The 25,892-nt window shown below is 64.1% G+C and carries 30 protein-coding genes; 15 read left to right on the top strand and 15 right to left on the bottom strand.

Features of this window, described 5'->3' with window-relative positions; translation table 11 throughout:
* Nucleotides 1-267: 267 nt before the first annotated feature.
* A complete protein-coding gene (locus AB6N07_RS06170; RefSeq protein WP_370676928.1) occupies nt 268-888 on the top strand; it encodes an NAD(P)H-dependent oxidoreductase in 621 nt (206 codons plus the stop codon).
* Nucleotides 889-926: 38 nt separating this feature from the next.
* Here AB6N07_RS06170 and AB6N07_RS06165 read toward each other — a convergent pair whose 3' ends face one another.
* Genes AB6N07_RS06165 through AB6N07_RS06150 form a run of 4 tightly spaced genes read right to left on the bottom strand, consistent with a single transcriptional unit; the run spans nt 927 to nt 4,951 of the window.
* Nucleotides 927-1,793 (bottom strand): ABC transporter permease, encoded by an 867-nt coding sequence (locus AB6N07_RS06165; protein ID WP_370676927.1) that lies wholly within the window; start codon nt 1,791-1,793, stop codon nt 927-929.
* Between the two features lie 5 nt (nt 1,794-1,798).
* Nucleotides 1,799-2,653, bottom strand: a complete 855-nt coding sequence (locus tag AB6N07_RS06160) for an ABC transporter permease (RefSeq protein WP_370676926.1) — start codon at nt 2,651-2,653, stop codon at nt 1,799-1,801.
* 2 nt (nt 2,654-2,655) lie between these two features.
* Nucleotides 2,656-3,687, bottom strand: coding sequence for an ABC transporter ATP-binding protein (locus tag AB6N07_RS06155; RefSeq protein ID WP_370676925.1), 1,032 nt, complete (start codon nt 3,685-3,687; stop codon nt 2,656-2,658).
* A 25-nt stretch (nt 3,688-3,712) separates the two neighbouring features.
* The gene (locus AB6N07_RS06150) at nt 3,713-4,951 is read right to left on the bottom strand and encodes an extracellular solute-binding protein (protein WP_370676924.1); all 1,239 of its coding nucleotides are present in this window, start codon (nt 4,949-4,951) and stop codon (nt 3,713-3,715) included.
* 212 nt (nt 4,952-5,163) lie between these two features.
* Between AB6N07_RS06150 and AB6N07_RS06145 the strand changes: the two genes are divergently transcribed.
* A complete protein-coding gene (locus AB6N07_RS06145; RefSeq protein ID WP_370676923.1) occupies nt 5,164-5,772 on the top strand; it encodes a YdcF family protein in 609 nt (202 codons plus the stop codon).
* Nucleotides 5,773-5,871: 99 nt separating this feature from the next.
* Here AB6N07_RS06145 and AB6N07_RS06140 read toward each other — a convergent pair whose 3' ends face one another.
* On the bottom strand, nt 5,872-6,327 hold the full coding sequence (locus tag AB6N07_RS06140; protein ID WP_370676922.1) for a MarR family winged helix-turn-helix transcriptional regulator: 456 nt from the start codon (nt 6,325-6,327) through the stop codon (nt 5,872-5,874).
* Nucleotides 6,328-6,421: 94 nt separating this feature from the next.
* Here AB6N07_RS06140 and AB6N07_RS06135 point away from each other — a divergent pair, with 94 nt between their 5' ends.
* The 3 genes from AB6N07_RS06135 to AB6N07_RS06125 all read left to right on the top strand — a co-directional run bounded on the left by AB6N07_RS06135 (nt 6,422) and on the right by AB6N07_RS06125 (nt 9,459).
* Complete coding sequence (locus AB6N07_RS06135) at nt 6,422-8,101, top strand: MFS transporter (RefSeq protein WP_370676921.1); 1,680 nt, start codon at nt 6,422-6,424, stop codon at nt 8,099-8,101.
* Between the two features lie 81 nt (nt 8,102-8,182).
* The gene (locus AB6N07_RS06130) at nt 8,183-9,055 is read left to right on the top strand and encodes a pirin family protein (protein ID WP_370676920.1); all 873 of its coding nucleotides are present in this window, start codon (nt 8,183-8,185) and stop codon (nt 9,053-9,055) included.
* Nucleotides 9,056-9,246: 191 nt separating this feature from the next.
* The gene (locus AB6N07_RS06125; RefSeq protein ID WP_370676919.1) at nt 9,247-9,459 is read left to right on the top strand and encodes an AbrB/MazE/SpoVT family DNA-binding domain-containing protein; all 213 of its coding nucleotides are present in this window, start codon (nt 9,247-9,249) and stop codon (nt 9,457-9,459) included.
* A 71-nt stretch (nt 9,460-9,530) separates the two neighbouring features.
* On the opposite strand, the gene AB6N07_RS06120 is transcribed toward AB6N07_RS06125, so the two are convergent.
* The 3 genes from AB6N07_RS06120 to pgsA are packed head-to-tail and all read right to left on the bottom strand — an operon-like array spanning nt 9,531 to nt 10,850.
* Nucleotides 9,531-10,010: a molybdenum cofactor biosynthesis protein MoaE gene (locus tag AB6N07_RS06120; protein WP_370678195.1), complete on the bottom strand. Its 480-nt coding sequence runs from the start codon at nt 10,008-10,010 to the stop codon at nt 9,531-9,533.
* A gap of 5 nt (nt 10,011-10,015) precedes the next feature.
* Nucleotides 10,016-10,267 carry a molybdopterin converting factor subunit 1 gene (gene moaD, locus AB6N07_RS06115; protein ID WP_370678194.1) on the bottom strand — a complete coding sequence of 84 codons (252 nt, stop codon included), beginning with the start codon at nt 10,265-10,267 and terminating at the stop codon, nt 10,016-10,018.
* Between the two features lie 4 nt (nt 10,268-10,271).
* Nucleotides 10,272-10,850 (bottom strand): CDP-diacylglycerol--glycerol-3-phosphate 3-phosphatidyltransferase, encoded by a 579-nt coding sequence (gene pgsA, locus AB6N07_RS06110; protein WP_370676918.1) that lies wholly within the window; start codon nt 10,848-10,850, stop codon nt 10,272-10,274.
* Nucleotides 10,851-11,165: 315 nt separating this feature from the next.
* Here pgsA and AB6N07_RS06105 point away from each other — a divergent pair, with 315 nt between their 5' ends.
* Both AB6N07_RS06105 and AB6N07_RS06100 read left to right on the top strand, forming a co-directional pair.
* Nucleotides 11,166-11,510: a multidrug efflux SMR transporter gene (locus AB6N07_RS06105; RefSeq protein ID WP_370676917.1), complete on the top strand. Its 345-nt coding sequence runs from the start codon at nt 11,166-11,168 to the stop codon at nt 11,508-11,510.
* A 1-nt stretch (nt 11,511) separates the two neighbouring features.
* Nucleotides 11,512-12,102 (top strand): TetR/AcrR family transcriptional regulator, encoded by a 591-nt coding sequence (locus AB6N07_RS06100; RefSeq protein ID WP_370676916.1) that lies wholly within the window; start codon nt 11,512-11,514, stop codon nt 12,100-12,102.
* 10 nt (nt 12,103-12,112) lie between these two features.
* Here AB6N07_RS06100 and AB6N07_RS06095 read toward each other — a convergent pair whose 3' ends face one another.
* Nucleotides 12,113-12,682, bottom strand: a complete 570-nt coding sequence (locus AB6N07_RS06095; RefSeq protein WP_370676915.1) for a DoxX family protein — start codon at nt 12,680-12,682, stop codon at nt 12,113-12,115.
* Nucleotides 12,683-12,902: 220 nt separating this feature from the next.
* Between AB6N07_RS06095 and AB6N07_RS06090 the strand changes: the two genes are divergently transcribed.
* Nucleotides 12,903-13,580 (top strand): DUF1345 domain-containing protein, encoded by a 678-nt coding sequence (locus AB6N07_RS06090; RefSeq protein ID WP_370676914.1) that lies wholly within the window; start codon nt 12,903-12,905, stop codon nt 13,578-13,580.
* A 24-nt stretch (nt 13,581-13,604) separates the two neighbouring features.
* Here the strand turns inward: AB6N07_RS06090 and uvrC are convergent, their stop codons facing one another.
* From uvrC to AB6N07_RS06075, 3 genes are all read right to left on the bottom strand, one after another.
* Nucleotides 13,605-15,632, bottom strand: a complete 2,028-nt coding sequence (uvrC, locus tag AB6N07_RS06085) for an excinuclease ABC subunit UvrC (RefSeq protein ID WP_370676913.1) — start codon at nt 15,630-15,632, stop codon at nt 13,605-13,607.
* A 111-nt stretch (nt 15,633-15,743) separates the two neighbouring features.
* Nucleotides 15,744-16,244: a YbjN domain-containing protein gene (locus AB6N07_RS06080; protein WP_370676912.1), complete on the bottom strand. Its 501-nt coding sequence runs from the start codon at nt 16,242-16,244 to the stop codon at nt 15,744-15,746.
* Between the two features lie 255 nt (nt 16,245-16,499).
* Entirely contained in the window at nt 16,500-16,787 is a 288-nt protein-coding gene (locus tag AB6N07_RS06075) for an accessory factor UbiK family protein (RefSeq protein WP_370676911.1), read from the bottom strand.
* Nucleotides 16,788-17,061: 274 nt separating this feature from the next.
* Between AB6N07_RS06075 and lgt the strand changes: the two genes are divergently transcribed.
* Nucleotides 17,062-17,901, top strand: a complete 840-nt coding sequence (gene lgt, locus AB6N07_RS06070; RefSeq protein WP_370676910.1) for a prolipoprotein diacylglyceryl transferase — start codon at nt 17,062-17,064, stop codon at nt 17,899-17,901.
* Nucleotides 17,898-18,971 (top strand): class I SAM-dependent methyltransferase, encoded by a 1,074-nt coding sequence (locus AB6N07_RS06065; RefSeq protein WP_370676909.1) that lies wholly within the window; start codon nt 17,898-17,900, stop codon nt 18,969-18,971. Before lgt ends, AB6N07_RS06065 begins: the two co-directional genes overlap by 4 nt.
* 70 nt (nt 18,972-19,041) lie before the next feature.
* Here the strand turns inward: AB6N07_RS06065 and AB6N07_RS06060 are convergent, their stop codons facing one another.
* Nucleotides 19,042-19,473, bottom strand: coding sequence for a VOC family protein (locus tag AB6N07_RS06060; RefSeq protein WP_370676908.1), 432 nt, complete (start codon nt 19,471-19,473; stop codon nt 19,042-19,044).
* Nucleotides 19,474-19,546: 73 nt separating this feature from the next.
* Between AB6N07_RS06060 and AB6N07_RS06055 the strand changes: the two genes are divergently transcribed.
* From AB6N07_RS06055 to AB6N07_RS06040, 4 genes are all read left to right on the top strand, one after another.
* Entirely contained in the window at nt 19,547-20,143 is a 597-nt protein-coding gene (locus AB6N07_RS06055; protein ID WP_370676907.1) for a TetR/AcrR family transcriptional regulator, read from the top strand.
* 174 nt (nt 20,144-20,317) lie between these two features.
* Complete coding sequence (gene pgeF / locus AB6N07_RS06050) at nt 20,318-21,088, top strand: peptidoglycan editing factor PgeF (RefSeq protein ID WP_370676906.1); 771 nt, start codon at nt 20,318-20,320, stop codon at nt 21,086-21,088.
* Nucleotides 21,089-21,203: 115 nt separating this feature from the next.
* Nucleotides 21,204-21,839: a hypothetical protein gene (locus tag AB6N07_RS06045; protein ID WP_370676905.1), complete on the top strand. Its 636-nt coding sequence runs from the start codon at nt 21,204-21,206 to the stop codon at nt 21,837-21,839.
* 237 nt (nt 21,840-22,076) lie between these two features.
* Complete coding sequence (locus tag AB6N07_RS06040; RefSeq protein WP_370676904.1) at nt 22,077-23,009, top strand: ribose-phosphate pyrophosphokinase; 933 nt, start codon at nt 22,077-22,079, stop codon at nt 23,007-23,009.
* A gap of 89 nt (nt 23,010-23,098) precedes the next feature.
* Here the strand turns inward: AB6N07_RS06040 and AB6N07_RS06035 are convergent, their stop codons facing one another.
* Complete coding sequence (locus tag AB6N07_RS06035; RefSeq protein ID WP_370676903.1) at nt 23,099-24,301, bottom strand: AGE family epimerase/isomerase; 1,203 nt, start codon at nt 24,299-24,301, stop codon at nt 23,099-23,101.
* 108 nt (nt 24,302-24,409) lie between these two features.
* Complete coding sequence (locus AB6N07_RS06030; RefSeq protein ID WP_370676902.1) at nt 24,410-24,964, bottom strand: hypothetical protein; 555 nt, start codon at nt 24,962-24,964, stop codon at nt 24,410-24,412.
* 276 nt (nt 24,965-25,240) lie between these two features.
* Between AB6N07_RS06030 and AB6N07_RS06025 the strand changes: the two genes are divergently transcribed.
* Nucleotides 25,241-25,873 carry a 50S ribosomal protein L25/general stress protein Ctc gene (locus AB6N07_RS06025; RefSeq protein ID WP_370676901.1) on the top strand — a complete coding sequence of 211 codons (633 nt, stop codon included), beginning with the start codon at nt 25,241-25,243 and terminating at the stop codon, nt 25,871-25,873.
* Nucleotides 25,874-25,892: the final 19 nt, after the last annotated feature.

Below are 25,892 nucleotides of genomic sequence, written 5' to 3'. Positions count from 1 at the left end.
TCATCCATCCGAGTAAATATTTGCTTGCGGTTAAGCAGGAAAGCCGCAAAGCCAATTCGATTAGGTATTGAAACTAAGCAATCTTTCAAACGCTTTTCCTGCGCAGTTCGACGTGGGTTCGCGCCGTTATTGCGTTGGAACAGGAAAGAGCGAGCTATCGGAGGATCGAGCCAGTCCGACCGGCAGTATTGCATCCACCACCCGATCATTTCGTCTGAAAACGGGTAGGCGTAGCGGCCGGGACGTGCCAAGTTCGCGCGTCTTTCCATGTTCCGGGCCTATTCCATGCAATGCCTCGTCGTCATCGCCCATCCCCTGCCGGACAGCCTCTGCCGATCGCTGGCCGGTTTTGCCGCCAAGCGGCTCGAGGCGGCCGGCCATCAGGTGACGATCGAGGATCTCTACGGCGACGGCTTTGACGCGGCGCTGACCGAAACCGAGCGCCGCGGCTACTATGCCGCCCAATTCGATGCCTCGGCCATCGCCGGCGAGGCGGCGCGGCTCACCGAGGCCGAGGCGCTGGTGCTGGTGTTTCCCACCTGGTGGTACGGCTTTCCGGCCATCCTGAAGGGCTGGTTCGACCGCGTCTGGTCGCCCGGCATCGCCTTCGATCATTCCAGCAATTTCGGGCCGATCAAGCCGCGCCTCAAACTCCGCCACGTGCTGGCGGTCACCAGCCTCGGCTCGCCCTGGTGGATCGACACGCTGGTGCTGTGGCAGCCGGTGCGGCGCATCCTGAGGATCGCCATTCTCGGCGCCTGCGCCCGTGGCGCCCGCTTCAACATGCTGTCGCTCCACTCGGCCGAAAATCCGTCGACCGAGCGGGTGGCGCGCTTCGAAGGCCGGGTCGCCGCCGTCCTCGACCGCTGGCCGATCGCCCACACCTGACGCCACGGCCTTGCCACGGCGCCAGCGCCAAGAAAATCCTAAAGCTTGCCCATCCCCGACGCCATCACATCGTCGCGCATGATGCGGCCGGCCAGAACAAACACCACCAACACCGGGAAGGCCAGAATCAGACTGACGACGGCGGCGCTGGTGAAGCGGATCCCCGATCCATCCAGATAGAAGAACAGTCGCACCGGCAGCGTTTCGACCAATGGCGCGCCGACGATGAAGGTCATATCGAATTCCTGGAAGCTGTCGACGAAAGTCAGCAAGCCACCGGCCAGCAGGGTCGGGATCGACAGCGGCAGAATGAGCGCCACCGTGGCGCGCAACGGCGACGCGCCGAGTGATCGGGCGGCGAGGATGAGGTCTTCGGGAATGGTCTCCAGCGAGGCGCTGAGCAGGCGGATCATCAGCGGCAGCGTACCGACAAGCTGAACCAGGACGACACCGGTCACGGTGTAGGAGAGGCCAAGACGCAGGAACAGCTGGCCGATGCCAACGGCGACGACCAGCCCCGGCACGATCAGCGGCGCCAAGATGAACAGCTCGACGGCCCGCTTCATGCGAAAGGGAAAGCGAGCCAAGGCCCAGGCGGTCGGCAGGGCGATGATCGAACTCAGTGTCGTCACCATCGCCGAAATGGCCAGGGAGCGCAGCGCCGCTTCGGCGAGCCCACGGTCGGCGGTGATCTGGCGCCAGTGGTCGAGGGTATAGGCCTGCGGCAACAGGTCGGGCGGGAACCAGCCGTCGGCGAACGACCAGAGCACGATCATGGCCAGCGGCAGACCGACAACCACGGTCAGCGCCGCGTAGAGCCCCCCGGCCAGCCAGGGCGCATCCTCGGGCGTGAACGTGATGCGTCGCTGGGCATCGGGCCTTGCCGGCATGGAGATGGAGGCCATCGTCATCAACTCCGGGCCGTGGCCCGACCGGCGGCAAGCCGATCGGTCAGCAGGTAGTAGGCGATCAGCACCATCAGCGAGGCGGCCATCAGCACCGAGCCGATCGCATAGACCAGCGGCCAGTTCGATTCGCGGAACGCCTGGTACATCAGTACGGACAGCGGCAGCGGGAACGACGCGGCGAGCACATCCGGCAGCACGAAGGAGCCGATCGAGCGTATGAAGGCCAGCAAGATGGCGGCGGTGATGCCGGGCATGGCGAGCGGCAGCATGACCAGTACGAAGGCCCTGAGCCGCGAGGCGCCAAGCGCCCGGGCGGCATGGATCAGCTCGGTCGGCACCGCCGCGAAGCTGCCGGTGATGATCAGCGTCATGAAGGGAATGTCCTTCCAGGCGATGGCGGTGATGACGCCGACGCCCCAGGGATCACGGACCAGTCGCGGCAGATCGAGGCCGACATGGACCAGCAGGCGGCTCAGAAAGCCGCCCTGCTCGAACAGTGTCAGCGTGGCAAAGGCGATGACGATGCTGGGGATGGCCAGTGGGATCTTGTAGAGGCCATTGAAAAGCTTGCGGCCGATGAAGCTACGGCTCAGCGCCAGCGACAGGGGAATGGACACCAGAAGATCGACTACGATCGGGGCAAGACCGTAATAAAGCGTCGTGCTCAGCCCCTCGACATAGCGGGAATCGTGGAAGATCTTGTGATAGGCGGCCAGCGAAAATCCACCTTTCGGCCCGGATATGCCAATTCCGAACGAGCCAAGGAAGGCCGTGACCAGCGGCAACCCGAACATCAACAGCAGAAAGCCTACGCCCGGCAGGAGCAGGATCGGCAGGGTAAGTCTGTCCTTGATCACGATCAGGCACCACCGTTTTCGAGAACGTGCAGCGGTGCCAACGGCAGGAGCTCGACGCGCGTGCCGGCGGCGAGCACGCTGTCGCGTCCTGAGACGCTGGCCATCACCTGATGATCGCCGACCGCCAGGCGATAGCGGATGGACGCCCCGAGAAACTGAGCGCCGACCACCGTTGCCGGTCCCTGTTCGGACGGCTTGGCGGAAAAATCCTCGGGTCGGATCGACAGGTCGACGTCGCCTTCGACCGAGCGGTCGCTCCTGATGACCTGGCCCCATGGCAAGCGAACCTCATGGCCCGACGACTGCGCCCTGACGATCGAGGTGTTGCCGAGAAAGCGGGCGGTGAACAAGGTCTTGGGGGAGAGATATAGCTCGGTTGGCGTTCCGATCTCGACGACCCGGCCATCGTTGACGACGACGATCCGATCGGACATGGCCATCGCCTCGTCCTGGTCATGGGTGACGTAGAGGCTGGTGGTGCCGATACGCTGGTGCAGATCGAGCAACTCCTCGCGCAATGTCTCCCGCAATTTGGCATCCAGATTGGAGAGGGGTTCGTCGAACAGCAGCAGTTCCGGCTGCATGACGATGGCGCGAGCCAGCGCAACGCGCTGCTGCTGGCCTCCCGACAGCTCTTTCGGGCTGCGGTTGAGATAGGCGCCGAGATTGCAGATGCGGACAGCGTGGTCGATGCGCTGCTGCTGCTCGTGCCGGGCAATGCGCTTCATGCGCAGTCCGAACTTGAGATTGCCGAGCACGGTGAGGTGCGGAAACAGCGCGTAGGATTGGAACACCATGGAAATGTCGCGCCGCTCCGGCGGATCGCGGTCGATACGCCGGCCCGACAGGCGGATTTCGCCTTGTGTCGGCAGAGTGATGCCCATCAGCATGCGCAAAAAGGTCGACTTGCCGCAGCCCGAGGGGCCGAGCAGGGTGATGAACTCCCCCTGCTCGACGAGGAGATCGGTGGGATGAAGCGCGACGGTCTTGCCGAACGACTTGCTTAGCCCGTGGACTTCAAGATGCGCCATCATGCCCACCTTTCCCTATGTGCGATGCTCAGAACTTCGACAGGACCTGCTCGACATAACCGTCGCGGATCGCCGTCATGACCGGAACGGTCGGATAGCCGATCGCGTATTTGCGATAGGTCGGTTCCGGCACCAGGAACTGGGCATTGTGGGCGTCGATCGCGTCGGTGATGGCGATGTCGGTGCGGGCCGTGCGCGACGCCATGTGCTTCATCTTCCACAGCTGCGGGTCATACCCCATGGCGTAGTCGATCAGCAGCAAGGCGGCGGCCACATGCTTGGCGTTACGCGGCACGAAGATGCCGTCGCCACCGCCATTCTGGCCGTTGGCCAGCAGCGTGATGCGGTAGCTTTCCGGCAGTTGCTTGTCCTGCACGAAGGTATAGGCGTAGTCTTCCCAGACCGTACCGATCGTCGCGGCGTTGTTGCCGATCAGGTTCTGCGTGTCGGCATTGCCGTTGGTGACCTCGACCAGCGGCGTCAGTTCGATCAGATAATCCCACACCGGCTTGAAGCAGCCGCTCTTGGCCACCCACTCGTGGGCCGCGTCATCGTCCCAACCGAAATCGCTGGACAGCTTGTCGTGGCAATCGCCGGTCAGCATGGTCTGGGCCAGGCTATAGAGGAAGTTTTCACCCGAACCGCCCTTGAGCGGCGAAGTGACGGCGACCTTTTTCGGATTGGCCTTGGCATAGGCGAGCAGCGAGGGGAAGTCGGTGGGAACGTCTTCGGCCTTGACGAGAGCGCTATTGTAGCCGAGGCCAGTCTGGTCGCGGTGCAACGGCATGAACGTGCCGCCGTGGGCAAAGCCAAAAGAGTTGTGCAGCAGATAGCTGTCGTATTTGGTGGCTTCCGGCAGGATGTCGGCCAAGGGCAGATTGGCGATGATCGGCGTGCTGCGCGTCTCGGCCGGCGTCGGGCCGGGGGCGAAATAGGCGTCGGCCGGGGAATCCTGACCGGCCTCGTGAACGGCGATCAGCTGCTGCTTGGCAACGTCTTCCTTCACGTCGTAAAAATTGACGTGGACACCGTATTTCTTCTCAAAGCCCGGAATGACGGCCTCGTTCCAGAAGGCGGGGAAGCTGGCGGCGAAGGAGTAGAGGTTGACCTCGCCCTCCTGCTTGGCGATCGGCGCCAGCATTTCGTAGAAGTTTTCGCGCGTTAGTTTAGTTGCATCGAAATCTAGGTGCAGCAGGTTGAACGTATCGGCGCCAACAGGCTTGGTTTCCGCGTGTGCTCCAATCAATGCACCGGCCGAAAAAACCACGGATAACCCAATTATATTTATGTGCCTAAGCAATTTTTCTCTCCCTTGACTGTTATCACCGAACAGCGAGACTAATTGTCAAGAGCGTTTACTAATTCACGCGCACGACGTTTCAATAACGGTCGTCATTCAATTGTTCGCCTGACCTGACAAAAGGCAGACAGCGCTATCCCCAGGCGTCTTCGCACCACGCTCCGTTCCAAGGCCCAGCCATGACCCGTACCGCCTATTTCGACCGGCTTTTGTCGCTTTCCCTCAGCGAATTCCGCCCGGGATCGCCGATCCCTAATGCCGGTCTTGAAAGCCTTGATGCCATTCTTGTTCTCGGTCATCAGCTTGAAGATGACGGCGGCCTAAAGCCCCGGCTCGTCGCCCGGCTGGAAGCGGCGCGCGCGCTGGCCGAGGCAAGTGCAAAGGCGCCGTTGGTGCTGACGGGCGGCAAGCTCGGAACGGTCCGTAGCGAAGCCGACGCCATGGCGAATTGGTTGATTGCCAGAGGCTTGCCGGCCGCCCGGCTGCATCTTGAGGAGCAGGCTACGGACACGCTGGAAAATGCCGCCTATTCGCTGCCGATCCTGCGGCGGATCGGCGCTCATCGTGTCGCGCTGGTGTCGAGCACCTATCATGTGCGGCGTAGCTTGATATTGCTGCATGCCCTGGCCGACAGACGCGGCGACGGCATGGAATTCCTCCATCTCGCCGCTGCCGATCCCAGCCGGCCGACGCCGCTCGATGGGGCAAGCAAAGAAGAAATCGACCTGATCACTGCCGATTTCGCGCGTGCGATGGACATCGACCTGTCGCGCTATGACGGCCCGTGAGGAGCAAATTCCGCCCAGCGCCGGCCGTCAGGCCATAGGTCGTCCGGGAAAACACACGCTGGCTCGGTTTCTTATCCAGGCAAGCCGTTGCCCGCCTCGTCAACCGATCATGCTCTCGGCACGATCGGCTTCGAGCAGCGCGGCGTTGAACCGCTTGAGCAGGCCGGCGAACGCTTCCCGTTCGGTCTCGTTCCAGTCGGCGAGGATGCGGCCGAGCCGCCCTTGGCGCGCCGCGCGCATGTCCGCCACCGACGCCGCGCCGGACGGTGTCAGGCCGACCAGCACCGAACGCCGATCCCTAGGATTTGGCCGGCGATCGGCGAAGCCCAGTTCCTCGACCGCCGCCACCTGACGCACCACGGTCGAGTGGTCGAGGCCGAGCGCCTCGGCGATCTCGCCGGTGCTCTTCTCGCCCTCTTCGAGACGACCGAGCAGCAGATAGTGGGCGCGCTCCATCGGGTAGCCGCGCTTGCGATAGTTCATTTCCAGCCGCCTGACCAGGAACGCCAGCTCGGGCTCGAGGCGCGAGATCGCCTCCTCCGGCAGGTCTGCCATGACGTTTTTCCTCTACTTAGGTGTATCATACACCATTATTTGTGTATCATACACGAAATTGCCGCGCCCCTCCGCGCGACGGCAGGAGCTTTCCATGTCTCACTCTACCGCGTCGCCCGCGCCGGCCACAGGCTTCTTCGATCAGCCGAAAGCCGTATGGGCCACCATCTTCGCCTGCACCGTCGGCTTCATGTCGATCGGCCTCGTCGATCCCATCCTGACGTCGATCGCCAAGGGGCTGAACGCCGGACCGGCCGAGGTGTCGCTGCTGTTCACCAGCTATTTCTTCGTGACGTCGGTGATGATGCTGGTCACCGGTTTCGTGTCGAGCCGGCTGGGCAGCCGGACGACCATGTTGGTCGGCGCGGCGCTGATCGTCGTCTTCGCGGCGCTGGCCGGCAACTCCACCTCGGTCACCGAACTGGTGTTGCTCCGCGGCGGCTGGGGCCTCGGCAACGCCTTCTTCGTCGTCACCGCCCTCTCCGTGCTGGTGGCGGTGACGGCCGGCGGCACCGGCCGCGCCGTGTTGCTCTATGAGGCGGCGATGGGCCTCGGCCTGTCGGGCGGTCCGCTGCTCGGCGCCCTGCTCGGCAGCTACTCCTGGCGCTGGCCGTTCTTCGGCACGGCAACACTGATGGCCGTCGGCCTGATCGCCATCGCGCTGTTCCTGCCGCACCTGCCTCGTCCGGCCGTCAAGACCAGCCTCACCGCCCCTATCAGGGCACTGGGTCATCCCGGCCTGCTCACGGTGGCCATCGGCGCCTTTTTCTACTATTTCGCCTTCTTCACCGTGCTGGCCTTTGCTCCCTTCGTGCTCGACATGTCGGCAATGCAGGTCGGCGGCATCTTCTTCGGCTGGGGCGTGCTGCTCGCCATCTTCTCGGTGTTCGTGGCGCCGCGCGTCGAAGCGCGCTTCGGGCTGATCCCGGTCACCACCGTCTGCCTGACGCTGATGGCCGTCCTGCTCGTCGTCATGGGTTTTGCGCCCAAGGGCGTCGTCGCCGCCTGCGTCATGCTGTCGGGCGCGGTGATGGGCATCTGCAACACGCTGTTCACCGAACTGGCGCTGGAAATCTCCGACTCGCCCCGGCCTGTCGCCTCCGCCGGCTACAACTTCCTGCGCTGGTTCGCTGGCGTCATCGCCCCCTATGCCGTGCCGAAGATCGCCGAATTCTGCGGCGTCGAGGTCGCCTTCTCCGTCGCGGCCGCCGCGGCATTGGCCGCGCCGCTCACCTTCTACCTGCGCCGCCGCCATCTGGTGCGGCCGACCGCCGAGGCGGCAACTTCCCTCGTCTCGCCGCTGCTCGTCGCCGTCGACGGCAGCCTGAGTGACGCCGGCGTACTCGACCGCGCCGCCGCCCTCGCCCGCGCCGAAGGGCGTCTAGTGCTGGTCGCCCACGTCCGCATGGCCGAAGTGGTCGATGAAGAGGAAGCCGACCTTGAGGATGCCGCCACCGCCGACACCATAGTCGGCTTAGCCATAGAGCGGCTGATGGCGGCCGGCATCGCGGCGAAGGGCCAGATCATCGACGCCACCGCCGGCGCGGCGGCGCGCAGGGTGTCGGAATTGGCGGACGCCGTCGCCGCCAGTCGGATCGTCGTCGGCGCTACCCATCCGAACGATCCCGAAGACATCCGCCACGGCAGCTTCAGCGCCGCCCTCGTCACGCTTCGCGGGGTAGACAAGGTGACGGTGGTTGGACAGACGGCGGATCTGCGAGTGAAGAGCGCTGATATCCGGGCACCGAAGGCCAAACCGGTACACTCATCCTGATGACGGAACGACGGCGAGTTGCCGTGGCGGAAATGCGGCCTATATTAGGCGAAACTGCGTAACCACCCGGAAGGCCCTGTCATGCGTAGCGTTCTCGCCGTCCATCCCGCCCATCGCGACGATATCGCCGACCTCGTCACCCGCCGGCCTATACCGGGACCGGACGTCGAGCAGATCGACCCGTTCCTGTTCCTCAATCACCACGGCCCGCAGACCTACGCACCGAACAACCATGGCCTCCCCTTCGGCCCGCATCCCCATCGCGGCTTCGAGACCGTGACCTTCATCCTCCAGGGCAGCCTGTCGCACCTCGACAGCGGCGGCCATGAGAGCATCATCGAGGCGGGCGGCGTCCAGTGGATGACCGCCGGCTCCGGTCTCGTCCACGCCGAGCTGTCGCCGGAAGACTTCAAGCGCGATGGCGGCCCGCTTGAAATCCTGCAGCTCTGGGTCAATCTGCCGCCAGCGCTGAAGATGACCGAGCCGCGCTATATCGGCGTCCAGAAGGCCGACATCCCCGCCCTGTCGATCGCCGCCGGCAACGGTACGCTCAATTTGATTTCTGGCGAATTCGCCGGAGCGACCGGCCCGATCGCCTCGCTGACCGACGTGTTCATGTCGACAGTGGAGCTGAAAGCCGGCGCCAAGGCGGCGTTGCAGGTCGAGAAGGGACGGCACGTTTTCCTCTACGTCGTCTCCGGCCGGGTCGATGTGGCCGGCACGGCGGTCGACAAGTGGAACCTCGTCGAACTTTCCAATGACGACGACAGCTTCGTCGTCGGTGCCGCCGACGATGCCGTGCTGCTGTTCGGCCACGCCGTGCCGACCGACGCGCCGCTGGTGGCCCACGGCCCCTTCGTCATGAACACCTTCGAGGAGATCAAACAGGCCTACGCCGATTATCGCGACGGTAAGTTCGGCGATCCGGCCAAGCTCATAAGGGCGGGAGACTGAGCTTCGGGTGCGTCGAACCAAGACACGAAGCACCCTGTATCGGCTGCTTGCTCTGTCCTGCAGTAGGACCACGCTTGCGGAAGACCTCGGTCCGAATGAGGCTCATCGGCGAGATCAGGCGCATCTTCTGAAACTCGACGATCGGAGATACTGTCTTACCGATGAGCCATCGATCGAAGGACGGCGCCACCATGTCTACTACGGCCAAACTTTCGTCCAAGTATCAGATTTCCATCCCCAAAGCGGTCCGCGACGCCAGGAAGTGGAAAGCCGGGCAGGAATTCGCGTTCATTCCCAAGGGGTCTGGCGTGCTTCTTGTCCCCGTGCCGAAGATCGAAGACCTCGCCGGCACGTTGGCTGGCGTGGATATCCAGGATTACCGCGATCGCGACGATCGTTACTGAAGCGCGTTGTCGACACATCCGCATGGCTCGAGTACGGGAGCGGCTGGCGGCGGGGCTAACGAGACGGGTTCCTAACCCTTCTCGGCCGTCCACCGGTCGGCCCGGGCGTCGTCGTCGATCTTGGCTTCCACCCAGCCGCCGTCGGCACCTTCGGCCAGATGCTCCTTCTTCCAGAAGGGCGCGCGCGTCTTGAGGAAATCCATCACGTAGTCGCAGGCCGAAAAGGCGGCGGCGCGGTGGCTGGACGATACGGCGACCAGCACGATGCGCTCGCCCGGCTTGATGCGTCCACCGCGGTGGATCACCGTGACGGCGAGGAGTGGCCAGCGGGCGACGGCCTCCTTCACGACGCGGCCGATCTCCGCCTCGGCCATGCCGGGATAATATTCAAGCTCGAGCGCCGCGAGACGGCCGCCCTCGTCGCGGCAATAGCCGACGAAGCTCGTCACCGCGCCAACGGCGGGGTCGCCGGCCTGCAACGCTTCGATCTCGGCGCCGACGTCGAAATCGTCGGGGCCAACGCGAACGATGATGCGCGGCACAGCTGTCATGGCCATCAGCCGCCGGTCATCGGTGGGAACAGGGCGACCTCGCGGGCATCGCCGATCGGCTCGTCCTGCTCGATATGCAACTGATCGACGGCGACGCGGATGGTGCCGGGCGTCTCGAAGGCAAAGGCATAGGCCTCGCCACGCTCCGATAGCCAGCGCACCAGATCACCGGCCGTTATCACGGTCTCAGGCAGCAGCAGCCGCTCTTCGGAAAGACCGATGCGCTCGCGCACCCAGGCGAAATAGCGGATCAGCACCGGCTCACGGCTCATGGCCTGCCTCCATCAGATGGACGACGCCGCTGCGGAAGTAATCATAGCCGGTGTAGAGCGTGACGATGGCCGCCGTCCACAGCATGGCAAGGCCCAGTTCGGTGATGCCGTCGACCAGCTTGTCGCCGGTCGGTCCGAGCAGCAGGATGCCGATGGCGATCAGCTGCAGTGTCGTCTTCCACTTGGCAAGCCGGCTGACCGGCACGCTGACCTTGAGATCGGCCAGGAATTCCCTGAGGCCGGAGACGAAGATCTCGCGCATCAGGATGATCACCGCCGCCCACAGCGAGAAGCCGCCGACGGTGCCGTAATAGGTGAGCACCAACAGGCAAACCGACACCAGGAGCTTGTCGGCGATCGGGTCGAGCATGCGGCCGAGCGTCGACTGCTGTTTCCACAGGCGAGCCAGATAGCCGTCGAAATAGTCGGTGATCGACGCCGCGGCGAACAGACCGAAGGCCAGCCAGCGCCCGGCGTCACCCTCAATGTAGAAGGCGGCGACCACCGCCGGAACGGCGACGATGCGGAGATAGGTGAGGATGTTGGGCAGGGACCAGACGAATTTCATAGCGCCGACATGTGTTGATCCACCAAAGACATTGCACGATGCCCCGGTGAGGGCAAGGGTCGGAGCGGGCCGAAACTCCGACAAAACATGACACGCAACTGCGCGGCGGGTTTGCTCCAACGGCAGGCCCACCAACAAAGACTTAAAGCGGGCAAAGCGAATCCGAAAGATCGCGACGCGTTTTTGGTGAACGTTCGGTGGTCACCGTGGCGTGATGTCATCGCCAGAACCAGTTGGATCCATAAATAGCCCGTCATTGCGCTTGAAAAGAAACCGACCATACGGTATCTTTCGTGTCGATTTCAGGAGCCACTTATGAACCCGTCTCTGGCCGCTTACGGCTTTCTTGCGCTTGCCATCGTCTCGGAGGTCACGGGATCGTCCCTGCTTCAGAAGAGCGAGCAGTTTTCCAAGGCCTTGCCCACCCTGGGGATGGCCATCTGCTTTGCCGCCGCCTTCTTCTTCCTGTCGCAGGCCCTGAAGGTCATTCCGCTTGCCATCGCCTACGCGATCTGGAGCGGCGTCGGCATCGTACTGACCGCTGCCATCGGCTTCCTGGTGTTTCGCCAGGCGCTCGACACCTGGGCCCTGTTCGGCATGAGCCTGATCGTGCTGGGCGCCATCGTGCTGAACACCATGTCGCGCAGCACGGTTCACTGAGATGGAAGCCAGCTATCCGGAAACTGGCTATCGGCGCAAAAAGCAGCCGGAACTCGTCCACCGCGCCCTGTTGGACCACGCGGCGAAGCTGGCCGTCGAGCATGGCCTCGCCGCCGTCACGGTGCAGGCGGTGGCTGAGGCGGCCGGGGTCACCAAGGGCGGCCTTCTGCATCATTTTCCCAGCAAGCAGGCGTTGATCAGCGCCGTTTTCGCCGATCTTCTGGAAGCGCTCGACCGCCAGCTCGATGCGCGGATCGCCGCCGACCCCGACCCGCGCGGCGCCTACACGCGGGCCTATCTGGACTCCGTCTTCGACATGGAGCCGGAGACAAACGGCGCCGTCTGGGCGGCGCTGTCGATATCGCTGCTGACCGACCCGCAGCTGAGGGGCCTTTGGTCGGACTGGGTCAAGACCCGTCAGGAGCGGCATCGCGCCACCGACGGCAGCCTGGCGCTCGCCACCATCCGCCTTGCGGCGGACGGCATCTGGCTGGCCGATCTGACCGGGGTATCAATCGAAGAACGGGCTGAGATGCGCCAGTTTCTTATCCAGCAAACCCAGGGCGGAGAACACGCTCACCGCCCCGGCTGACCTTCCAGACTCAGAATACTTTGCGCAGGCGACGATCCACCGACAGCCAGCCGCCGCCGAAGGCTGCGAATAGGAACACGCCGCCGGTCCAGAACATCGAGGCCAGTTCCGCCTTCTCCTGCACCTGCGCCAGGAAGGCCGCTCCGCCCCCGACAAGGCGAGCCTTCGCCTCCGGCGTGAACAGGTCGGCCCCGGAGTTCAGCGCGTCGATGCCGGCGGCCGTCAGGAAGGCGTCGCCATAGGGATGGGCGACATGGAACCACCAGGTAATCGCCAGCATCACGCCGTTAGCCAGCGCCGCCGGCCGGGTGAACAGACCAACGGCGATCAGGATGCCGCCGAAGAACTGCAGGCCAGCCAGCACCGGCGACCACAGCCAGCCGGGATGAAAGCCAATGCCCTCGACAAACCCGACCTGAGCCAGAGGCGCCATGATCTTGGGCCAACCCTCGATGGCCAGCATCAACCCCACCGCGATACGCAGGGCGACGAAGGCCAGCGGTTGGGCGACTGTTTCATAGAACGGCCCAAGCGCCGGAATGATGAGGCGGTCGCGGTCGGTATCGGTCGGCAGTGGCATGATCGATCTCCATTGATCCGGAAGAATTGAGCGCAGCCTGATCCGGTCTTGCCATCGGCTCCGTGATCCAGGTCAAATAATATGAGATTCGATATCACCTTTACCAGAACAGACTGTTCATTGAATAGACAACAATCGCCAGTCCGCCCCCCCACGAAGGCGATTGCTTCTGCTCGTGCGCCGGATAAAGCTGCGGTGACCGATCGACACGCGAGGCCTCATGACCACCCCAACGTCACGCCGTTCCGTCCTTCACAGAGGATATCGCGCCCTCAGGGTGCGGCCGCGCCTGATCACCAGCATCGTCGTCGGGGTCGCCGTCGGCCTGTTGTTTCCCGAGGGCTTCCGGTGGCAAACCCGTGTGCTGGCCGGCTGGGACGCCGGCGTCCTGCTCTATCTGTCCACCACATGGACGATGATGATGCGCTCGGATGTCCACCAGCTGCGCCGCCGCGCTGCCCTGCACGACGAGGGGGAATGGACGATCATCCTCCTGTTGGTGGCTGCGACGGTATCGAGCCTCGTTGCCATCGGCGCCGAGTTGCATCAGGCGCGGCTGGAAAACGTCATCCACCTTTGGCGCCCGGCCGCCGCCGCCGTCACCATCATGCTCAGCTGGCTGTTCCTGCATTCCATCATGACCCAGCACTACGCCCACGACTATTACCTCAGAGAAGGCAGCGAACCCGGCCTCGTCTTCCCCGACCACCTTGCCGAGCCCGGCTACTGGGACTTTGCCTATTTCTCCTTCACCATCGGCGTCGCCGCCCAGACGGCCGATGTCGCCATCGCCTCGCCGCGCATCCGCCGCGTGGCTCTTGCCCACTCGGTGCTGTCCTTCTTCTTCAACACCGCCATCATGGCACTGGCCATCAACGTCGGCGCCAGCCTGCTCTGAGGGGCGCCGACCTCGCCGGCCCTCCTAACCCTTGCGGAAAAAGTCGTGGATGGCCTTGGCCGTCGAGGCGGAAATGCCGGCCACCTTCTCGAGATCGGTGAGCGCCGCCCGCTCGATTTCCTTCAGCGTGCCGAAGTGGTTGAGCAGCGCCCGCTTGCGCGTCGGACCAACGCCGGGAATCTCCTGCAATCCGCCTTCGGAGATCTGCTTGGAGCGCCGTGTCGCATGGCTGCCGTTGGCGAAGCGATGCGCCTCGTCGCGTAGCCGCTGGATGAAGTAAAGGATCGGGTCGCGGGTCGGCAGCATGAAGTCGGAGCGGCCGGGCACGAAGAAGCGTTCGCGGCCGGCGTCGCGATCCGGCCCCTTTGCGACACCGACCAGCGGCACGTCGGTGATGCCCAGTTCGTCGATGATCGATTTCACCGCCGACAATTGGCCGGCGCCGCCGTCGATCAGCACCAGGTCGGGCCACGGCCCGAAGCCGTCCTCATCGCGCGGCGCCTCGGCGCGGCTGCCGTGCTCCTTGACGAGGCGCGAGAAGCGCCGCTCCATCACCTCGCGCATCATGCCGAAGTCGTCGCCGGGCGTGATGTCGGTCGAGCGGATGTTGAACTTGCGGTATTGGTTCTTCACAAAACCGCCGGGACCGGCGACGACCATGCCGCCCACCGGGTTGGAACCCATGATGTGAGCGTTGTCGTAGATCTCGATCCGCTTGGGCGTCTCGGCAAGGCCGAACACCCGGCCGACGCCCTCCAGGAGCTTCAACTGGCTTGAGGTATCGGCCATGCGGCGGGCCAGCGCTTCGCGGGCGTTCTGCACCGCCTGCTCGACCACGTCTTTCTTCTCGCCGCGCTGCGGCCGCAGGACTTCGACGCGGCGGCCAGCCTTCTCGCTGAGCGCCTCGGTCATCAGCGCCATGTCTTCGAACGAATGGCTGACCAGCACCAATGACGGACATGGCTTGTCGTCGTAGAACTGGGCAATGAACGAAGACAGCGCCTCACCGGCCTCGGCGACGCCCGCCTTGGGGAAGAAGGCGTGATTGCCCCAGTTCTGGCCGGTGCGGAAGAAGAACACCTCGACGCAGGTCTGCCCGCCCTCCTGATGGACGGCGAACACGTCGGCTTCCTCGATGCCCTGCGGATTGATGCCCTGCCGGCTCTGCACGTGGGACAGCGCGGCGAGGCGATCGCGACAGATGGCCGCCCGTTCGAAATCCAGCGCCTCGGCGGCGGTGTTCATCTCGATGGCCAGATGCTCCTTGATCTGCCGGCTCTTGCCGGACAGGAAGGCCTGCGCCTCGCCCACCAGCTCGGCATAGCCGGCGGCGTCGATCTCGCCGGTGCAGGGTGCCGAGCAGCGCTTGATCTGGTAGAGCATGCAAGGCCGCGTCCGCGTCTCGAACTCACCGTCCGAGCAGGTGCGGATGAGGAAGGCCTTCTGCATGGCGTTGATGGTCGCCGTCACCGCCGAGGCCGAGGCGAACGGGCCGAAGAAGCTGCCCTTGCGCGACCGGGCGCCGCGATGCTTGACCAATTGCGGCGCCACGTGGTCACCGGTGATCAGGATGTAGGGAAAGCTCTTGTCGTCGCGCAGGAGCACATTGAAGCGCGGCCTGAGCTGCTTGATCAGGTTGGCCTCGAGCAGCAGCGCTTCCGTCTCGGTCTTGGTGACGACGAATTCCATCGCCCCCGTCGCCTGCACCATGCGGATGATGCGGGTGGGCAGTTGGCCGAGCCGTGTGTAGTTGGTCACCCGCTTCTTGAGGCTCTTGGCCTTGCCGACGTAGAGCACGTCGCCGGTCGGCGACAGCATGCGGTAGACGCCGGGACTGTTGGGCAACAGGCGAACCATCGCCTGCACCACCTCGACGCCGCGCCGGGTTTCCGCCGTCGACAGGTCGATCTCGCCGCCCTCTTCCTCCACCGCCTCGAGTTCGGATGTTTCCAGCTCGGCAGGGGGCGCGTCATCGGCGTCGGTATCGGAAATGAACTCGGGATCGTCGGTCATGGCCTCAACGGGATTCGCGGAAGGGCGCCTCTCTATCATGGCGGCATCATATCAGCGACGGCTGCGTCAGCCGATGGCGGCAGTATCATCAAAAAGCAAAGTCCCGGCAGGAACTCTACCGGGACTTTGTTGGTCGAATGGAGGAAAGGGTCAGGCCTCGCCAACCGTCTCCAAAAGCGCGAGATCGAGCGCTTCCTTGGCATTGCGGCCGCTACGCACCACGAAATCGAAGGCGAGACGATGCCGTTCGCAGGTGTCGACCGCCGTTTCGATCAGCGCTTCCATCTGCTCGGACGTCGCCTCGGCCTGGCCGGCCAGCAGCAGCGTGTTGCGGTACATCACCACGCCCTCGGCCTGCCAGATATCGAAATGACCGATCCAAAGCTGTTCGTTGACCAGCGCCAGGAGCTTCGTCACCTCGTTCCTGCGGGCCGTCGGCACCTTGATGTCGAAGGCACAGGCGACATGCAGTGCCTCCATCTCGGAGAGCCAACTGACGGCAACATTGTAATCCGTGTCGTCACCAGCAATCGAAATGGCGATCTCGTCATCGTCGGAGCGCTCGAACGTCCAGTCGTTCTGCGCCGCGAGGAGTTCGATCTCGTCCACGGGATTGGCGGTTCGCTCGGAATGCACGTCGATGAGGGTCATGTCGACCTCCAGGGTTGCCGCTGCGGAACAGCGTGTGCCGATACCGTTGCCGACCATCCTTGCCCCGCCTGATGGCGGAAGCGCCGACGCCGACACCTTTTAGCCAGTGGCGGCAAACCGCCAACCGACAACACCGAAGCAGTCGCAACCGCCCCGGAATACAGCAACCCAACATGCGCCCATACCGAAGACAGTCGGCGCACGAATCTCACGTTGACTTCAGAATATGCCTGAAGGACGCAAAAACGGAAGCCCTTACGAGCCTTCTGTGTTCACGACCTCGGCCTCGCTGTGGGAAAGCCGTGCCTCAAGCTCGGCGACGCGGGCGGAAAGCCGCTCCACTTCGGCCAGCGCGCGCGTGGCAATTTCCTTCACCGTCTCGAGATCCTCGCGGCGGACGAGGTCGAGTTCTGAGGCAAAACGCTCGCCCTGCGAGCGGAAGGCGGAGGACACTTCACGGCTCGCCGACTGGGCGAGACCGGCAGCGTCGTTCATCAGCTTGGCGAATTCGTCGTAGATGCGTCCCTGGGGGCCGGTGGTCATGGTCGTTGTCTCCCGGATGGCGGGTCAGAGCCTCTATTTGGCCTCTCCCCCGCTCCGCTTCAAGCGGAAGATGATGCCAGAGCCGGTAGCGGCTCCATCACCGCGAATAAAATGCAGGACAACCCTGGGTCCGGCGATGAACAAAGCCGGTTTATCCGGCAATTGCCCAAGTTACGCCCTCATCAGGCTTGACGACGGACTGAACGCCCATCAATCCTCGCTCGCGGGATTTTCGCTCGACGGGGTTCAGCCGCCACCCGACAGAAGGACCACGATGCCGTTTTTCGCCCTGCCCTTCCCGCCGATCAGCCCCGTCCTCGTTGAACTCGGCCCCGTCTCCATCCGCTGGTATGGGCTCGCCTATGTCACCGGCCTGATATTCGGCTGGTGGTACATCATTCGCATGGTGGAAACCGAGCGGCTGTGGAACGGCCTCAAGCGACCGAAGGCGACCGACATCGACGACCTTCTCGTCTGGATGACGCTGGGCGTCGTGCTGGGCGGCCGCGTCGGCTACATCCTGTTCTACAATTTTGAAGCCTACAGCGAGAACCCTTGGGAGATCCTGCAGATCTGGCACGGCGGCATGTCGGTGCACGGCGGCTTCATCGGCACCGCCATCGCCCAATATCTGTTTGCCCGCCGGCGCGGCCTTAACGTGCTCACCGTGTTCGACCTGTCGGCGGCCGCCGTTCCGGTCGGCCTGTTCCTCGGCCGCCTCGCCAATTTCGTCAACGGCGAACTCTACGGCCGCGTTACCGACGTGCCCTGGGCTTTCGTCTTCCCCAATTCCGACGGCCTGCCCCGCCATCCGAGCCAGCTCTACGAAGCCGGCCTCGAGGGCCTGCTGATCTTCGCCGTGCTGACGCCGCTCATCTGGAAAACCGGCATCCTTAGGAAACCCGGCCTCGCCGTCGGCATTTTCGGGCTGATCTATGCCGCCGCCCGCATCCTCGTCGAAACCGTTCGCGAGCCCGACCCACAGGTCGGCTTCCTGGCCGGCGGCTTCCTGACCATGGGCATGCTGCTGTCGGCGATCACCGCGATCGCCGCCCTGGTGCTGGTGGTCCTGGCGATTGGCGGACGGACGCGGCGACCGGAACCGTCATCATGACCGGCCTCGAAGACAAGCTCCGCCGGCTGATCGCCGCCGTCGGTCCAATCTCGATCGCCGACTACATGAGCCTCGTGCTGTCCGATCCGGAGCACGGCTATTACACCACCCGCACCGCCATCGGCATCGATGGCGACTTCATCACCGCGCCGGAAATCAGCCAGATGTTCGGCGAGCTGATCGGCATCTGGTGCGTCGCCACCTACGAGGCGCTGGGTCGGCCGACGCGGCTGACGCTGGCCGAACTCGGCCCCGGCCGCGGCACGCTGATGGCCGACCTCCTCAGGGCCGGCCGCGTCGACCCTGGCTTCATCCGCGCCGCCGAGGTGCATCTGGTCGAAATCAGCCCGGAACTGCGGCGCCGGCAGGCGGCTTGCCTGACCGGCTTCGCCAGCCCCGTCTGGCATGACCGCGTCGACGACCTGCCGGACGGGCCGCTCATCGTCGTCGCCAACGAATTCTTCGACGCTCTGCCCATCCGCCAGTTCGTCCGCAGCGAACGCGGCTGGCGCGAGCGCGTCGTCGGCCTCGACGACGACGGCAACCTCGCCTTCGGCATTGGCGCCGCCGCGCCCGATCTGGCCTTGTTACCGCTTGGCGCGAGCGAGGCGCCCATCGGCGCGGTGGCGGAGATCAACCGTCCCGCCGAGGCGATTATCGCCACCCTCGCCCATCGCCTCGTCAAGCACGGCGGCGCCGCTCTGATCTTCGACTACGGCCACATGAAAAGCGGCTTCGGCGAAACGCTGCAGGCGGTGCGCGCCCATCACTATGCCGATCCCCTGCGGGAGCCCGGCGAATGCGACCTCACCGCCCATGTCGACTTCCACCGCCTAGCCCAGGCAGCCGCCGCTGAAGGGGCGGCGGTGCTGGGGCCGGTCATGCAAGGCGACTACCTGCTCGCCATGGGCCTTACCCAACGGGCCGGAGCGCTCGGCGCCGGCCGCAGTGCCGAAGACCAGACGAATATCGTCGCCGCCGTCGAAAGACTGGCCGGGCCCGAGGAAATGGGCACGCTGTTCAAGGCGATGGCGGTGACCCACCCGCCCATGGAACTGCCGGGATTTTAGCCCAGATCTCGAGGACTCGGTCCCAAAAACTCTAGTCGGTCTGATGTCCGCAGAAGGACAGCCCGCCTTTTCATGCCCCCGGCAACGCTTCGGATGCATAGAGCGCGGCAAACTCGGCGCTGGGCGGAATGGGCTTGACGACGTCGATCAACACGCCGTTGGGGTCGCGCGTGATGAAATGCCGCTGGCCGAAATCCTCGTCGCGAAGCGACAATTCAATGGGCAGACCGCTATCGCGGGCGCTTTCATAGGCTGCGTCGACCTCTTCCACCTCGAAATTCAAAAGCAGGCCGCTCGCGCTACGCCCCCGGCCGCATTCGGGGATCGTCACATGCGATGATTCGAGAACCGCCAGGTTGACGTTCGGATCGCTGATCGAGCGGAGATGGACGTACCAATCCGTCGTGAACAACGGTTCGAACTGGAAATGCCGGATATAAAAGTCTGCTGTACCGGACACGTCGGAGGTCATGATTACCGGATAGAAGCTGGTGATCTTCATGGCTGGCGCTCCCTAGGGTTTCGAGATACAAACAGACTGTTTGTAGATTGCAAATAACATACAGGCTGAATGTATGCAACAGATCAGACGTTCGAATCGAGACCGTAGCGAGACCACGCGAGCGGCGTTGATCGCCCGCGCCCGCGCTCTCTTCGTTGAGAAAGGCTATGCCGGAACGTCGACCCCGGACATAGCCGAGGCGGCGGGCGTATCGCGGGGGGCGCTCTACCACCAGTTCGACGACAAACACGCGCTGTTCGTCGCCGTGATCGCCGCCGAATATCGGGCGGCCACCGAGGCGATCGAGGCTGGGGCGGCCGAGACCACCGACGCGGAGGAGGCCTTGCTCGCCGGAGGCGACGCCTATCTCACAGCCATGCGCGCGGAAGGCCGGACTAGGCTGCTGCTGATCGAGGCGCCCGCCGTCATCGGCGTCAAGGAGGCGCGGGACATGGACGCGGCATCGGCAGCGGCAACCCTGTTGCAGGGGTTGCAGGCGGCCCGGACGAATGCCCCATCCCCAAATGGTCCGCCAGAGGAGCTGGCCGCCACAGCCGATCTGTTGTCAGCAGCCTTTGACCGCGCCGCGTTGGCGATCGATCGCGGCGGCGACGAGGCCGTCTATCGACAGGCCATTGCCGGACTGGTGCGCGGCGCGCTCCGCCAATAAGTGGTGCTCATGACGCGCCGGAACGGAGCTTGTGGGAAAGTCCGCCGAGCCGGATTTTCAAACGGCGGACAGGATGTCACGCTCTTTCCCAACGCCCGCCCGAAAATGGTCGAGATTGCATCGTCATTGGAGGGACATAGACTGCTGCAAACGCTTTCTCTCCGGAACCCATCGATGATCGTCCGTTCGCCCGTCCTCTCGGCTCTCCCCGGCGTCCGCCACGGCTGGTTCACACGCGAAGGCGGCGTGTCAGGCGGGCTCTACGCCAGCCTCAACACCGGTTACGGCTCCAAGGACGACCGCGCCAACGTGACCGAGAACAGAGGTCGCATCGCCGACGCCATCGGCATCCGGCGCGACAAGCTGGTTACGCTTTATCAGGTGCATTCGCCCGACGTCGTGGTGGTCACCGAGCCCTGGGCCGTCGAAAGCAACCCGGAGGCCGACGCCCTGGTCACCCGCGTTCCCGGCATCGCGCTCGGCACCAGTCACGCCGACTGCGGGCCGGTGCTGTTCGCCGACGCCGAGGCGCGTGTCGTCGGCGCCGCCCACGCCGGGTGGAAGGGCGCCTTCACCGGCGTGCTCGAGGCGACCATCGACGCCATGGTCAAGCTCGGCAGCCGGCGCGGCGACATCATGGCCAGCCTCGGGCCGACCATTTCCGCCACCGCCTACGAGGTCGGTCCGGAATTCGTCGGTCGTTTTCGTGAGGCCGGCGAAGAGATCGATCGCTGGTTCACGCCGTCTAGGAGGGCGGGCCACGCCATGTTCGACCTGCCCAACTACATCATCTTCCGGCTGGAGCGGGCCGGCATCCGCGCCACCAATCTCGGTCTTTGCACCTATGGCGACGAGGCGCGCTTCTTCTCCTATCGCCGCATGACGTTGAACGGCGAGGCCGACTACGGCCGGCACCTCGCGGCCATCGCGCTCGAAGGCCCCTGACGCCTGCCTTGGCCGTTACCTTCCAACCAAGGGATAGGCAACGCGAAAACGGTTTTCAGGCGGGCCGAAAAATGCTCTAACGGCAAGCGGCTGTGATTTGCCGGGAGGCGGATGGATGGGTTTTCTGAGCGGAACGAAGCGGACCGGATCACTCCGGCTGTCGGGAGCTATCCTGGCAATCTCCCTCGCCTCCGTCCTTACGGCCTGCCAGTCGACTGAGCCTGTCCGGCCGAAGCCGGCCGCTGTCCTCGCCGGTCCGACCGTTCCGGCGCCGCCCGAGGCAACGCAACCGGCCGCGCCCGCCGTGCCGGCCGCCGTCGCCACCTTCTCCTTCGACCAGATCAAGGGCGTGCCGACCAACAAGCAGGACGTCCTGGCCAAGGCGATCGCCAAGTACGCCCAGGCGCGCAACCTGCACCTCGTCCGCCGCACCGACACCACCGCCACCTACCATGTCTGGGGCTATCTGTCGGCCGTCGGCGGCGACGTCGGCACCAACGTCACCTATGTCTGGGACATTCTCGACCAGAGCGGCAATCGCGTGCTGCGTTTCGCCGGGATCGAAATCACCGGTGCTACCAGCGAAGACCCGTGGCAGAGCGTGGGGGGCTCGACGCTCGACACCGTCGCCGCCCGTACCGTCGAGGACGTTTACGCCTGGATCAACCGTCTGCCGCAGCCATCGGTGATCGGAGCCCCAGCGGCCCAGGCCGGCGTCAGCACGACGAAGCCGCCAGCCGGCACGCTCTAGTGGTCCCACACAGACATTTGCAGCCGTCCGATACCATCCCCGAGCCAATGTCTAGGGCTAGAGGACCAGGAGCTTCATAAGCCAGCGCAAAACTCGGGCAGCATGGCTGCATTCGCGAGATCGCGTGTTTACGCGCCCCTATCGCGCTGCTAAAAGGCGCGCGAAACCAGCCAGCCGGTCCGGGCGCCGCTTCCGTTCTCATGGAGGCGGCGAGGTCTTTTAGCGAGGTCGACGTTCATGAAACTTGTCGCTGGAAACTCCAATCCGAAGCTGGCCGAGCAAGTCTCGGAATATCTCGAGCGGCCACTGTGCAAAACCTCGGTCCGCCGCTTCGCCGACCAGGAAATCTTCGTCGAGATCCTCGAGAACGTACGCGGCGAGGACACTTTCGTTCTCCAGTCGACGAGCTATCCCGCCAACGACAACCTGATGGAGCTGCTGATCATCACCGACGCGCTCCGTCGCTCCTCGGCCAAGCGCATCACCGCCGTTCTGCCCTATTTCGGCTACGCCCGGCAGGACCGTCGCTCGCAGGGCCGCACACCGATCTCGGCCAAGCTGGTCGCCAACCTGATCACCAACGCCGGTGTCGACCGCGTTCTCACCCTCGACCTGCATGCCGGCCAGATCCAGGGCTTCTTCGACATTCCCACCGACAACCTGTTCGCCGCGCCGGTGTTCGTGCGCGACATCAAGGAACGCTACGCCACCGACAACGTGGTGATCGTGTCGCCGGACGTCGGCGGCGTGGTGCGCGCCCGGGCGCTGGCCAAGCGCATCGACGCGCCGCTGGCCATCGTCGACAAGCGCCGCGAGCGGCCTGGCGAGTCCGAAGTGATGAACATCATCGGCGCCGTCGACGGTCGCGATTGCATCCTGGTCGACGACATCGTCGATTCCGGCGGTACGCTGTGCAACGCCGCCGATGCGCTGCTCCTGAAGGGTGCCAACTCGGTCACCGCCTACGCGACGCACGGCGTCTTGACCGGCGGCGCCATCGCCCGCATCGACGCGTCCAAGCTGAAGGAGATGGTGTTCACCAACTCCATCCAGCCGACCGAGGACTTCGTAGCCAGCCCCAAGCTGCGGTCGATCTCCATCGCTCCGCTGATCGGCGAGGCCATCTCGCGCACCGCTGCCGAGCAGTCGGTGTCGAGCCTGTTCATCTGAGATCGAGGCCTGTCGCGCGGGCTTGCGCGACACCGCTACCCAAAGGAATCAGTGCCGTGGCACGCGAAAGCGGCCACGGCATTTCTATTTCACTTCTCGAGCCGCTCCAGCATCTCGAAGCAGGCGCGGCCGTTGTGATAGGGGCATTTCCACGGACCGGCGAGACAGGCGTCGGCATCCTCGGCCGCCGTGGTGGGCCTGCCGTCCGGCGTCAGCTTGGCATGCCATTCGCCATGTTCACGGTCGGCCACCTTGTCCCGGATGAAGGCCCAGACATCGCGCACCGCATCTCGGAACGCTAGGTTGCCGGTCATCTCGAATGCGTTCTGGAAGCCGACCAGCGCCTCGGCCTGCGGCCACCAATGCTTGTGGGCATCGATCAGTTGGCCATCGCCATGTGCCTCATAATGAAGGCTGCCGTCGCGGTCCCGCCCCTCGATGAGCGTCCGGTTCGCCATCAGGATGGCCGCCTGTCTCGCCCTGGCGATCAGCGCCGGATCGCCCAGCACCTCGGCCGCTTCCACCAGCAGCCAACTGCCCTCGATGTCGTGACCATAGGAGATGTGGTCGTTCAGCGAACGCCAGTCCATGTCGAAGAACAGCTTGAAATGGCCGCCGTCGACGATGCGATCGAGTGTCACGGCGATCAATTCGGCCTGCCGCGCCACCAGCGACGGATCGCGCCATATCCGCAGGAGATTGGTGTAGGCCTCCATGATGTGGAGATGGGTGTTCATCGACTTCGGACTGTTGAGGTCCTTGGTCGACAGGCGCATGTCATCGAGCGGTTGCCAGACACGATCCAGCGCCTCGATATAGCCACCGCTCCTACCGTCGGCGGCGTGCTTCTCGATCAAACGGAACAGATCGATCGCCAGTCCGAGACTGTCGCGATTGCCAGTGGCGCGGGCATACTCGGCGAAGGCGTAGATGGCGAAAGCCTGGGCGTAGATCTGCTTGCGGTCGGAAAGCGGCCGTCCCTCGGCGTCGAGTAGCCAATAGACGCCCCCGTGCTCGCCATCGACGAAGCGCGTCCGGAGATACTCGAAGGCCCAGTCGGCGGTGGCGCGATAGTTTGCACCAAGCACGCGCGTTGCCGTGGCAAAGGTCCACAGGATGCGGGCATTGACAACCGAGGCGCGCGGCGCGCCTTTGTCAACGATACCATCGCAGTCGGCGGCACCGAAAAACCCGCCCTTGGGATCGCGCATGCGACCCTGCCAGAACGGCAGGATATTCTCGGTAAGTTCGCGAAGAATCTCCGCGCGCATGCCCTTGTCGTCGACCGCCATCGTCTTCCGCTCCGTCTGGCCGGACACGTCAGGCCGGCCCCGCTGTCCTAAACGTTTTCAGCGGGATTTCCAGATCGGAGAGCTCCGCGATGCCGACAGCTTTTCGGATCAGAGCGAAGAGCGCCGCGAAAGGTCGGCCATCACGATGGCTTTGCCCAAGTATGCCTCGAACATCGCATAGTTCTTCTTGGCCTGCTGATAGCTGGTAGCCGAACTTGCAAGCGTGATGAGAAAATGAGTGCGGCTGCTAGCTGGCATATGCATGGACAGATGGCCGCTATGGAAAAAATCGGCGGTAAGCCCTGGAATCGGCATCGGTCGCCAATGGGTCGGCCGCCCCTTCTTGTCGATCGCATTCGGATATTCGCACGTATCGTATTTGCCGGCATTTTTGCAGGTGATCGGCAAGCGAGGTTCTTTCTGCTGCTCTCGGATCTCGGCTTTGGTCGGGGCCGGTGCATCATGAAAGTGAAAGCTGACGATCGATCCCTCGCCACAGATCTTCGGCGCCCTGCAGTAGAAAAAGACGGTTCCCGTTTCCCTCGTCATGGTCAACCAGCCGGGAAACTTGTCCGATGGCACAGGCGTCGGATCACCGGCAAAGGCAGGCAAGGCGGCGGCGGAAAAGCAGGCAAACGCCAAAGCGGCGGCAAAGGATTTCATATTGGCCCCGTTGCAAGACAACACCGACAATGCGATGTTTGTAACCGGAAGTAGCGAAAGGAATCCATCCTCGCCCTTCGTCGGTTCCACTTTTCCTTAAGACTGGTCGCTCCCCGACAATACGGGTAGACCCGAGAAAACCCGGCATTCCCTTGCCTTCCCCTGCCGTTTCCGCTATAGCGCCCGCATCCGCGCCGACCCCCCTGGAGGGAGCGACGGATCGGTGTCGGCCGCGTGGCCGCCGCCGCCAGTACTCCGAATAGAAAGCACGAGAAAATGGCTCAGACCTACGAGCTCATCGCCTCGCCGCGCGACCGGGTGGGAAAGGGGTCCGCCCGTGCCCTGCGCCTTGAAGGCAAGACACCCGCCGTCGTTTATGGCGACAAGCAGCCGCCGCTGGCGATCGCGGTGAATACCAAGGAAACCTTCCTCAAGCTGCACGCCGGCGGCTTCATGACCCACGTCGTCACCCTCAAGGTAGACGACAAGGAGATCAGGGTCCTGCCGCGCGACTACCAGCTCGACCCGGTGACCGACACCCTCGTCCACGTCGACTTCATCCGCGTGTCCGACACCACCAAGGTGGCGGTGGACGTGCCGGTGCACTTCGTCGGCCAGGAAAATTCGGCCGGCATCAAGCGTGGTGGTGTGCTGAACATCACGGCCCACGAAGTGGCGCTGCTGGTTTCCGCCAACAACATTCCCGAGCACCTGACGGTCGACATCAGCGCGCTCGACATCGGCGATTCCGTGCACATCTCCGGCGTGACGCTGCCGGAAGGTGCCAAGCTGATCGGTCACGACGATTTCTCCGTCGCCGCCATCGTCGGCTCGGCTGCCGGTACCTCGGAAGAGACCGCCGCTCCCGCGGCTCCCGCCGCCGAAGCGGCTCCGGCGCCCAAGGCCTGATTTTTACCGGCCTGTGCTT

Source organism: Pleomorphomonas sp. PLEO (assembly GCF_041320595.1).
In the GTDB taxonomy this organism is placed as follows: domain Bacteria; phylum Pseudomonadota; class Alphaproteobacteria; order Rhizobiales; family Pleomorphomonadaceae; genus Pleomorphomonas.
This window is presented reverse-complemented; position numbering and strand designations above follow the sequence as displayed.

Excerpts from the sequence above, each read along its gene's own strand:
- AB6N07_RS06105 (WP_370676917.1), top strand. The coding sequence starts at position 11,166 with ATGAACCCGTCTCTGGCCGCTTACGGCTTTCTTGCGCTTGCCATCGTC.
- AB6N07_RS06040 (WP_370676904.1), top strand. The coding sequence starts at position 22,077 with ATGAAACTTGTCGCTGGAAACTCCAATCCGAAGCTGGCCGAGCAAGTC.
- AB6N07_RS06155 (WP_370676925.1), bottom strand. The coding sequence starts at position 3,687 with ATGATGGCGCATCTTGAAGTCCACGGGCTAAGCAAGTCGTTCGGCAAG.
- AB6N07_RS06055 (WP_370676907.1), top strand. The coding sequence starts at position 19,547 with ATGCAACAGATCAGACGTTCGAATCGAGACCGTAGCGAGACCACGCGA.
- lgt (WP_370676910.1), top strand. The coding sequence starts at position 17,062 with ATGCCGTTTTTCGCCCTGCCCTTCCCGCCGATCAGCCCCGTCCTCGTT.
- AB6N07_RS06100 (WP_370676916.1), top strand. The coding sequence starts at position 11,512 with ATGGAAGCCAGCTATCCGGAAACTGGCTATCGGCGCAAAAAGCAGCCG.
- pgeF (WP_370676906.1), top strand. The coding sequence starts at position 20,318 with ATGATCGTCCGTTCGCCCGTCCTCTCGGCTCTCCCCGGCGTCCGCCAC.
- AB6N07_RS06125 (WP_370676919.1), top strand. The coding sequence starts at position 9,247 with ATGTCTACTACGGCCAAACTTTCGTCCAAGTATCAGATTTCCATCCCC.
- AB6N07_RS06140 (WP_370676922.1), bottom strand. The coding sequence starts at position 6,327 with ATGGCAGACCTGCCGGAGGAGGCGATCTCGCGCCTCGAGCCCGAGCTG.
- uvrC (WP_370676913.1), bottom strand. The coding sequence starts at position 15,632 with ATGATAGAGAGGCGCCCTTCCGCGAATCCCGTTGAGGCCATGACCGAC.
- AB6N07_RS06165 (WP_370676927.1), bottom strand. The coding sequence starts at position 1,793 with ATGGCCTCCATCTCCATGCCGGCAAGGCCCGATGCCCAGCGACGCATC.
- AB6N07_RS06030 (WP_370676902.1), bottom strand. The coding sequence starts at position 24,964 with ATGAAATCCTTTGCCGCCGCTTTGGCGTTTGCCTGCTTTTCCGCCGCC.
- AB6N07_RS06060 (WP_370676908.1), bottom strand. The coding sequence starts at position 19,473 with ATGAAGATCACCAGCTTCTATCCGGTAATCATGACCTCCGACGTGTCC.
- pgsA (WP_370676918.1), bottom strand. The coding sequence starts at position 10,850 with ATGAAATTCGTCTGGTCCCTGCCCAACATCCTCACCTATCTCCGCATC.
- AB6N07_RS06035 (WP_370676903.1), bottom strand. The coding sequence starts at position 24,301 with ATGGCGGTCGACGACAAGGGCATGCGCGCGGAGATTCTTCGCGAACTT.
- AB6N07_RS06075 (WP_370676911.1), bottom strand. The coding sequence starts at position 16,787 with ATGACCACCGGCCCCCAGGGACGCATCTACGACGAATTCGCCAAGCTG.
- AB6N07_RS06090 (WP_370676914.1), top strand. The coding sequence starts at position 12,903 with ATGACCACCCCAACGTCACGCCGTTCCGTCCTTCACAGAGGATATCGC.
- AB6N07_RS06130 (WP_370676920.1), top strand. The coding sequence starts at position 8,183 with ATGCGTAGCGTTCTCGCCGTCCATCCCGCCCATCGCGACGATATCGCC.
- AB6N07_RS06170 (WP_370676928.1), top strand. The coding sequence starts at position 268 with ATGTTCCGGGCCTATTCCATGCAATGCCTCGTCGTCATCGCCCATCCC.
- AB6N07_RS06080 (WP_370676912.1), bottom strand. The coding sequence starts at position 16,244 with ATGACCCTCATCGACGTGCATTCCGAGCGAACCGCCAATCCCGTGGAC.
- AB6N07_RS06120 (WP_370678195.1), bottom strand. The coding sequence starts at position 10,010 with ATGACAGCTGTGCCGCGCATCATCGTTCGCGTTGGCCCCGACGATTTC.
- AB6N07_RS06025 (WP_370676901.1), top strand. The coding sequence starts at position 25,241 with ATGGCTCAGACCTACGAGCTCATCGCCTCGCCGCGCGACCGGGTGGGA.
- AB6N07_RS06095 (WP_370676915.1), bottom strand. The coding sequence starts at position 12,682 with ATGCCACTGCCGACCGATACCGACCGCGACCGCCTCATCATTCCGGCG.
- AB6N07_RS06135 (WP_370676921.1), top strand. The coding sequence starts at position 6,422 with ATGTCTCACTCTACCGCGTCGCCCGCGCCGGCCACAGGCTTCTTCGAT.
- AB6N07_RS06145 (WP_370676923.1), top strand. The coding sequence starts at position 5,164 with ATGACCCGTACCGCCTATTTCGACCGGCTTTTGTCGCTTTCCCTCAGC.
- AB6N07_RS06065 (WP_370676909.1), top strand. The coding sequence starts at position 17,898 with ATGACCGGCCTCGAAGACAAGCTCCGCCGGCTGATCGCCGCCGTCGGT.
- AB6N07_RS06045 (WP_370676905.1), top strand. The coding sequence starts at position 21,204 with ATGGGTTTTCTGAGCGGAACGAAGCGGACCGGATCACTCCGGCTGTCG.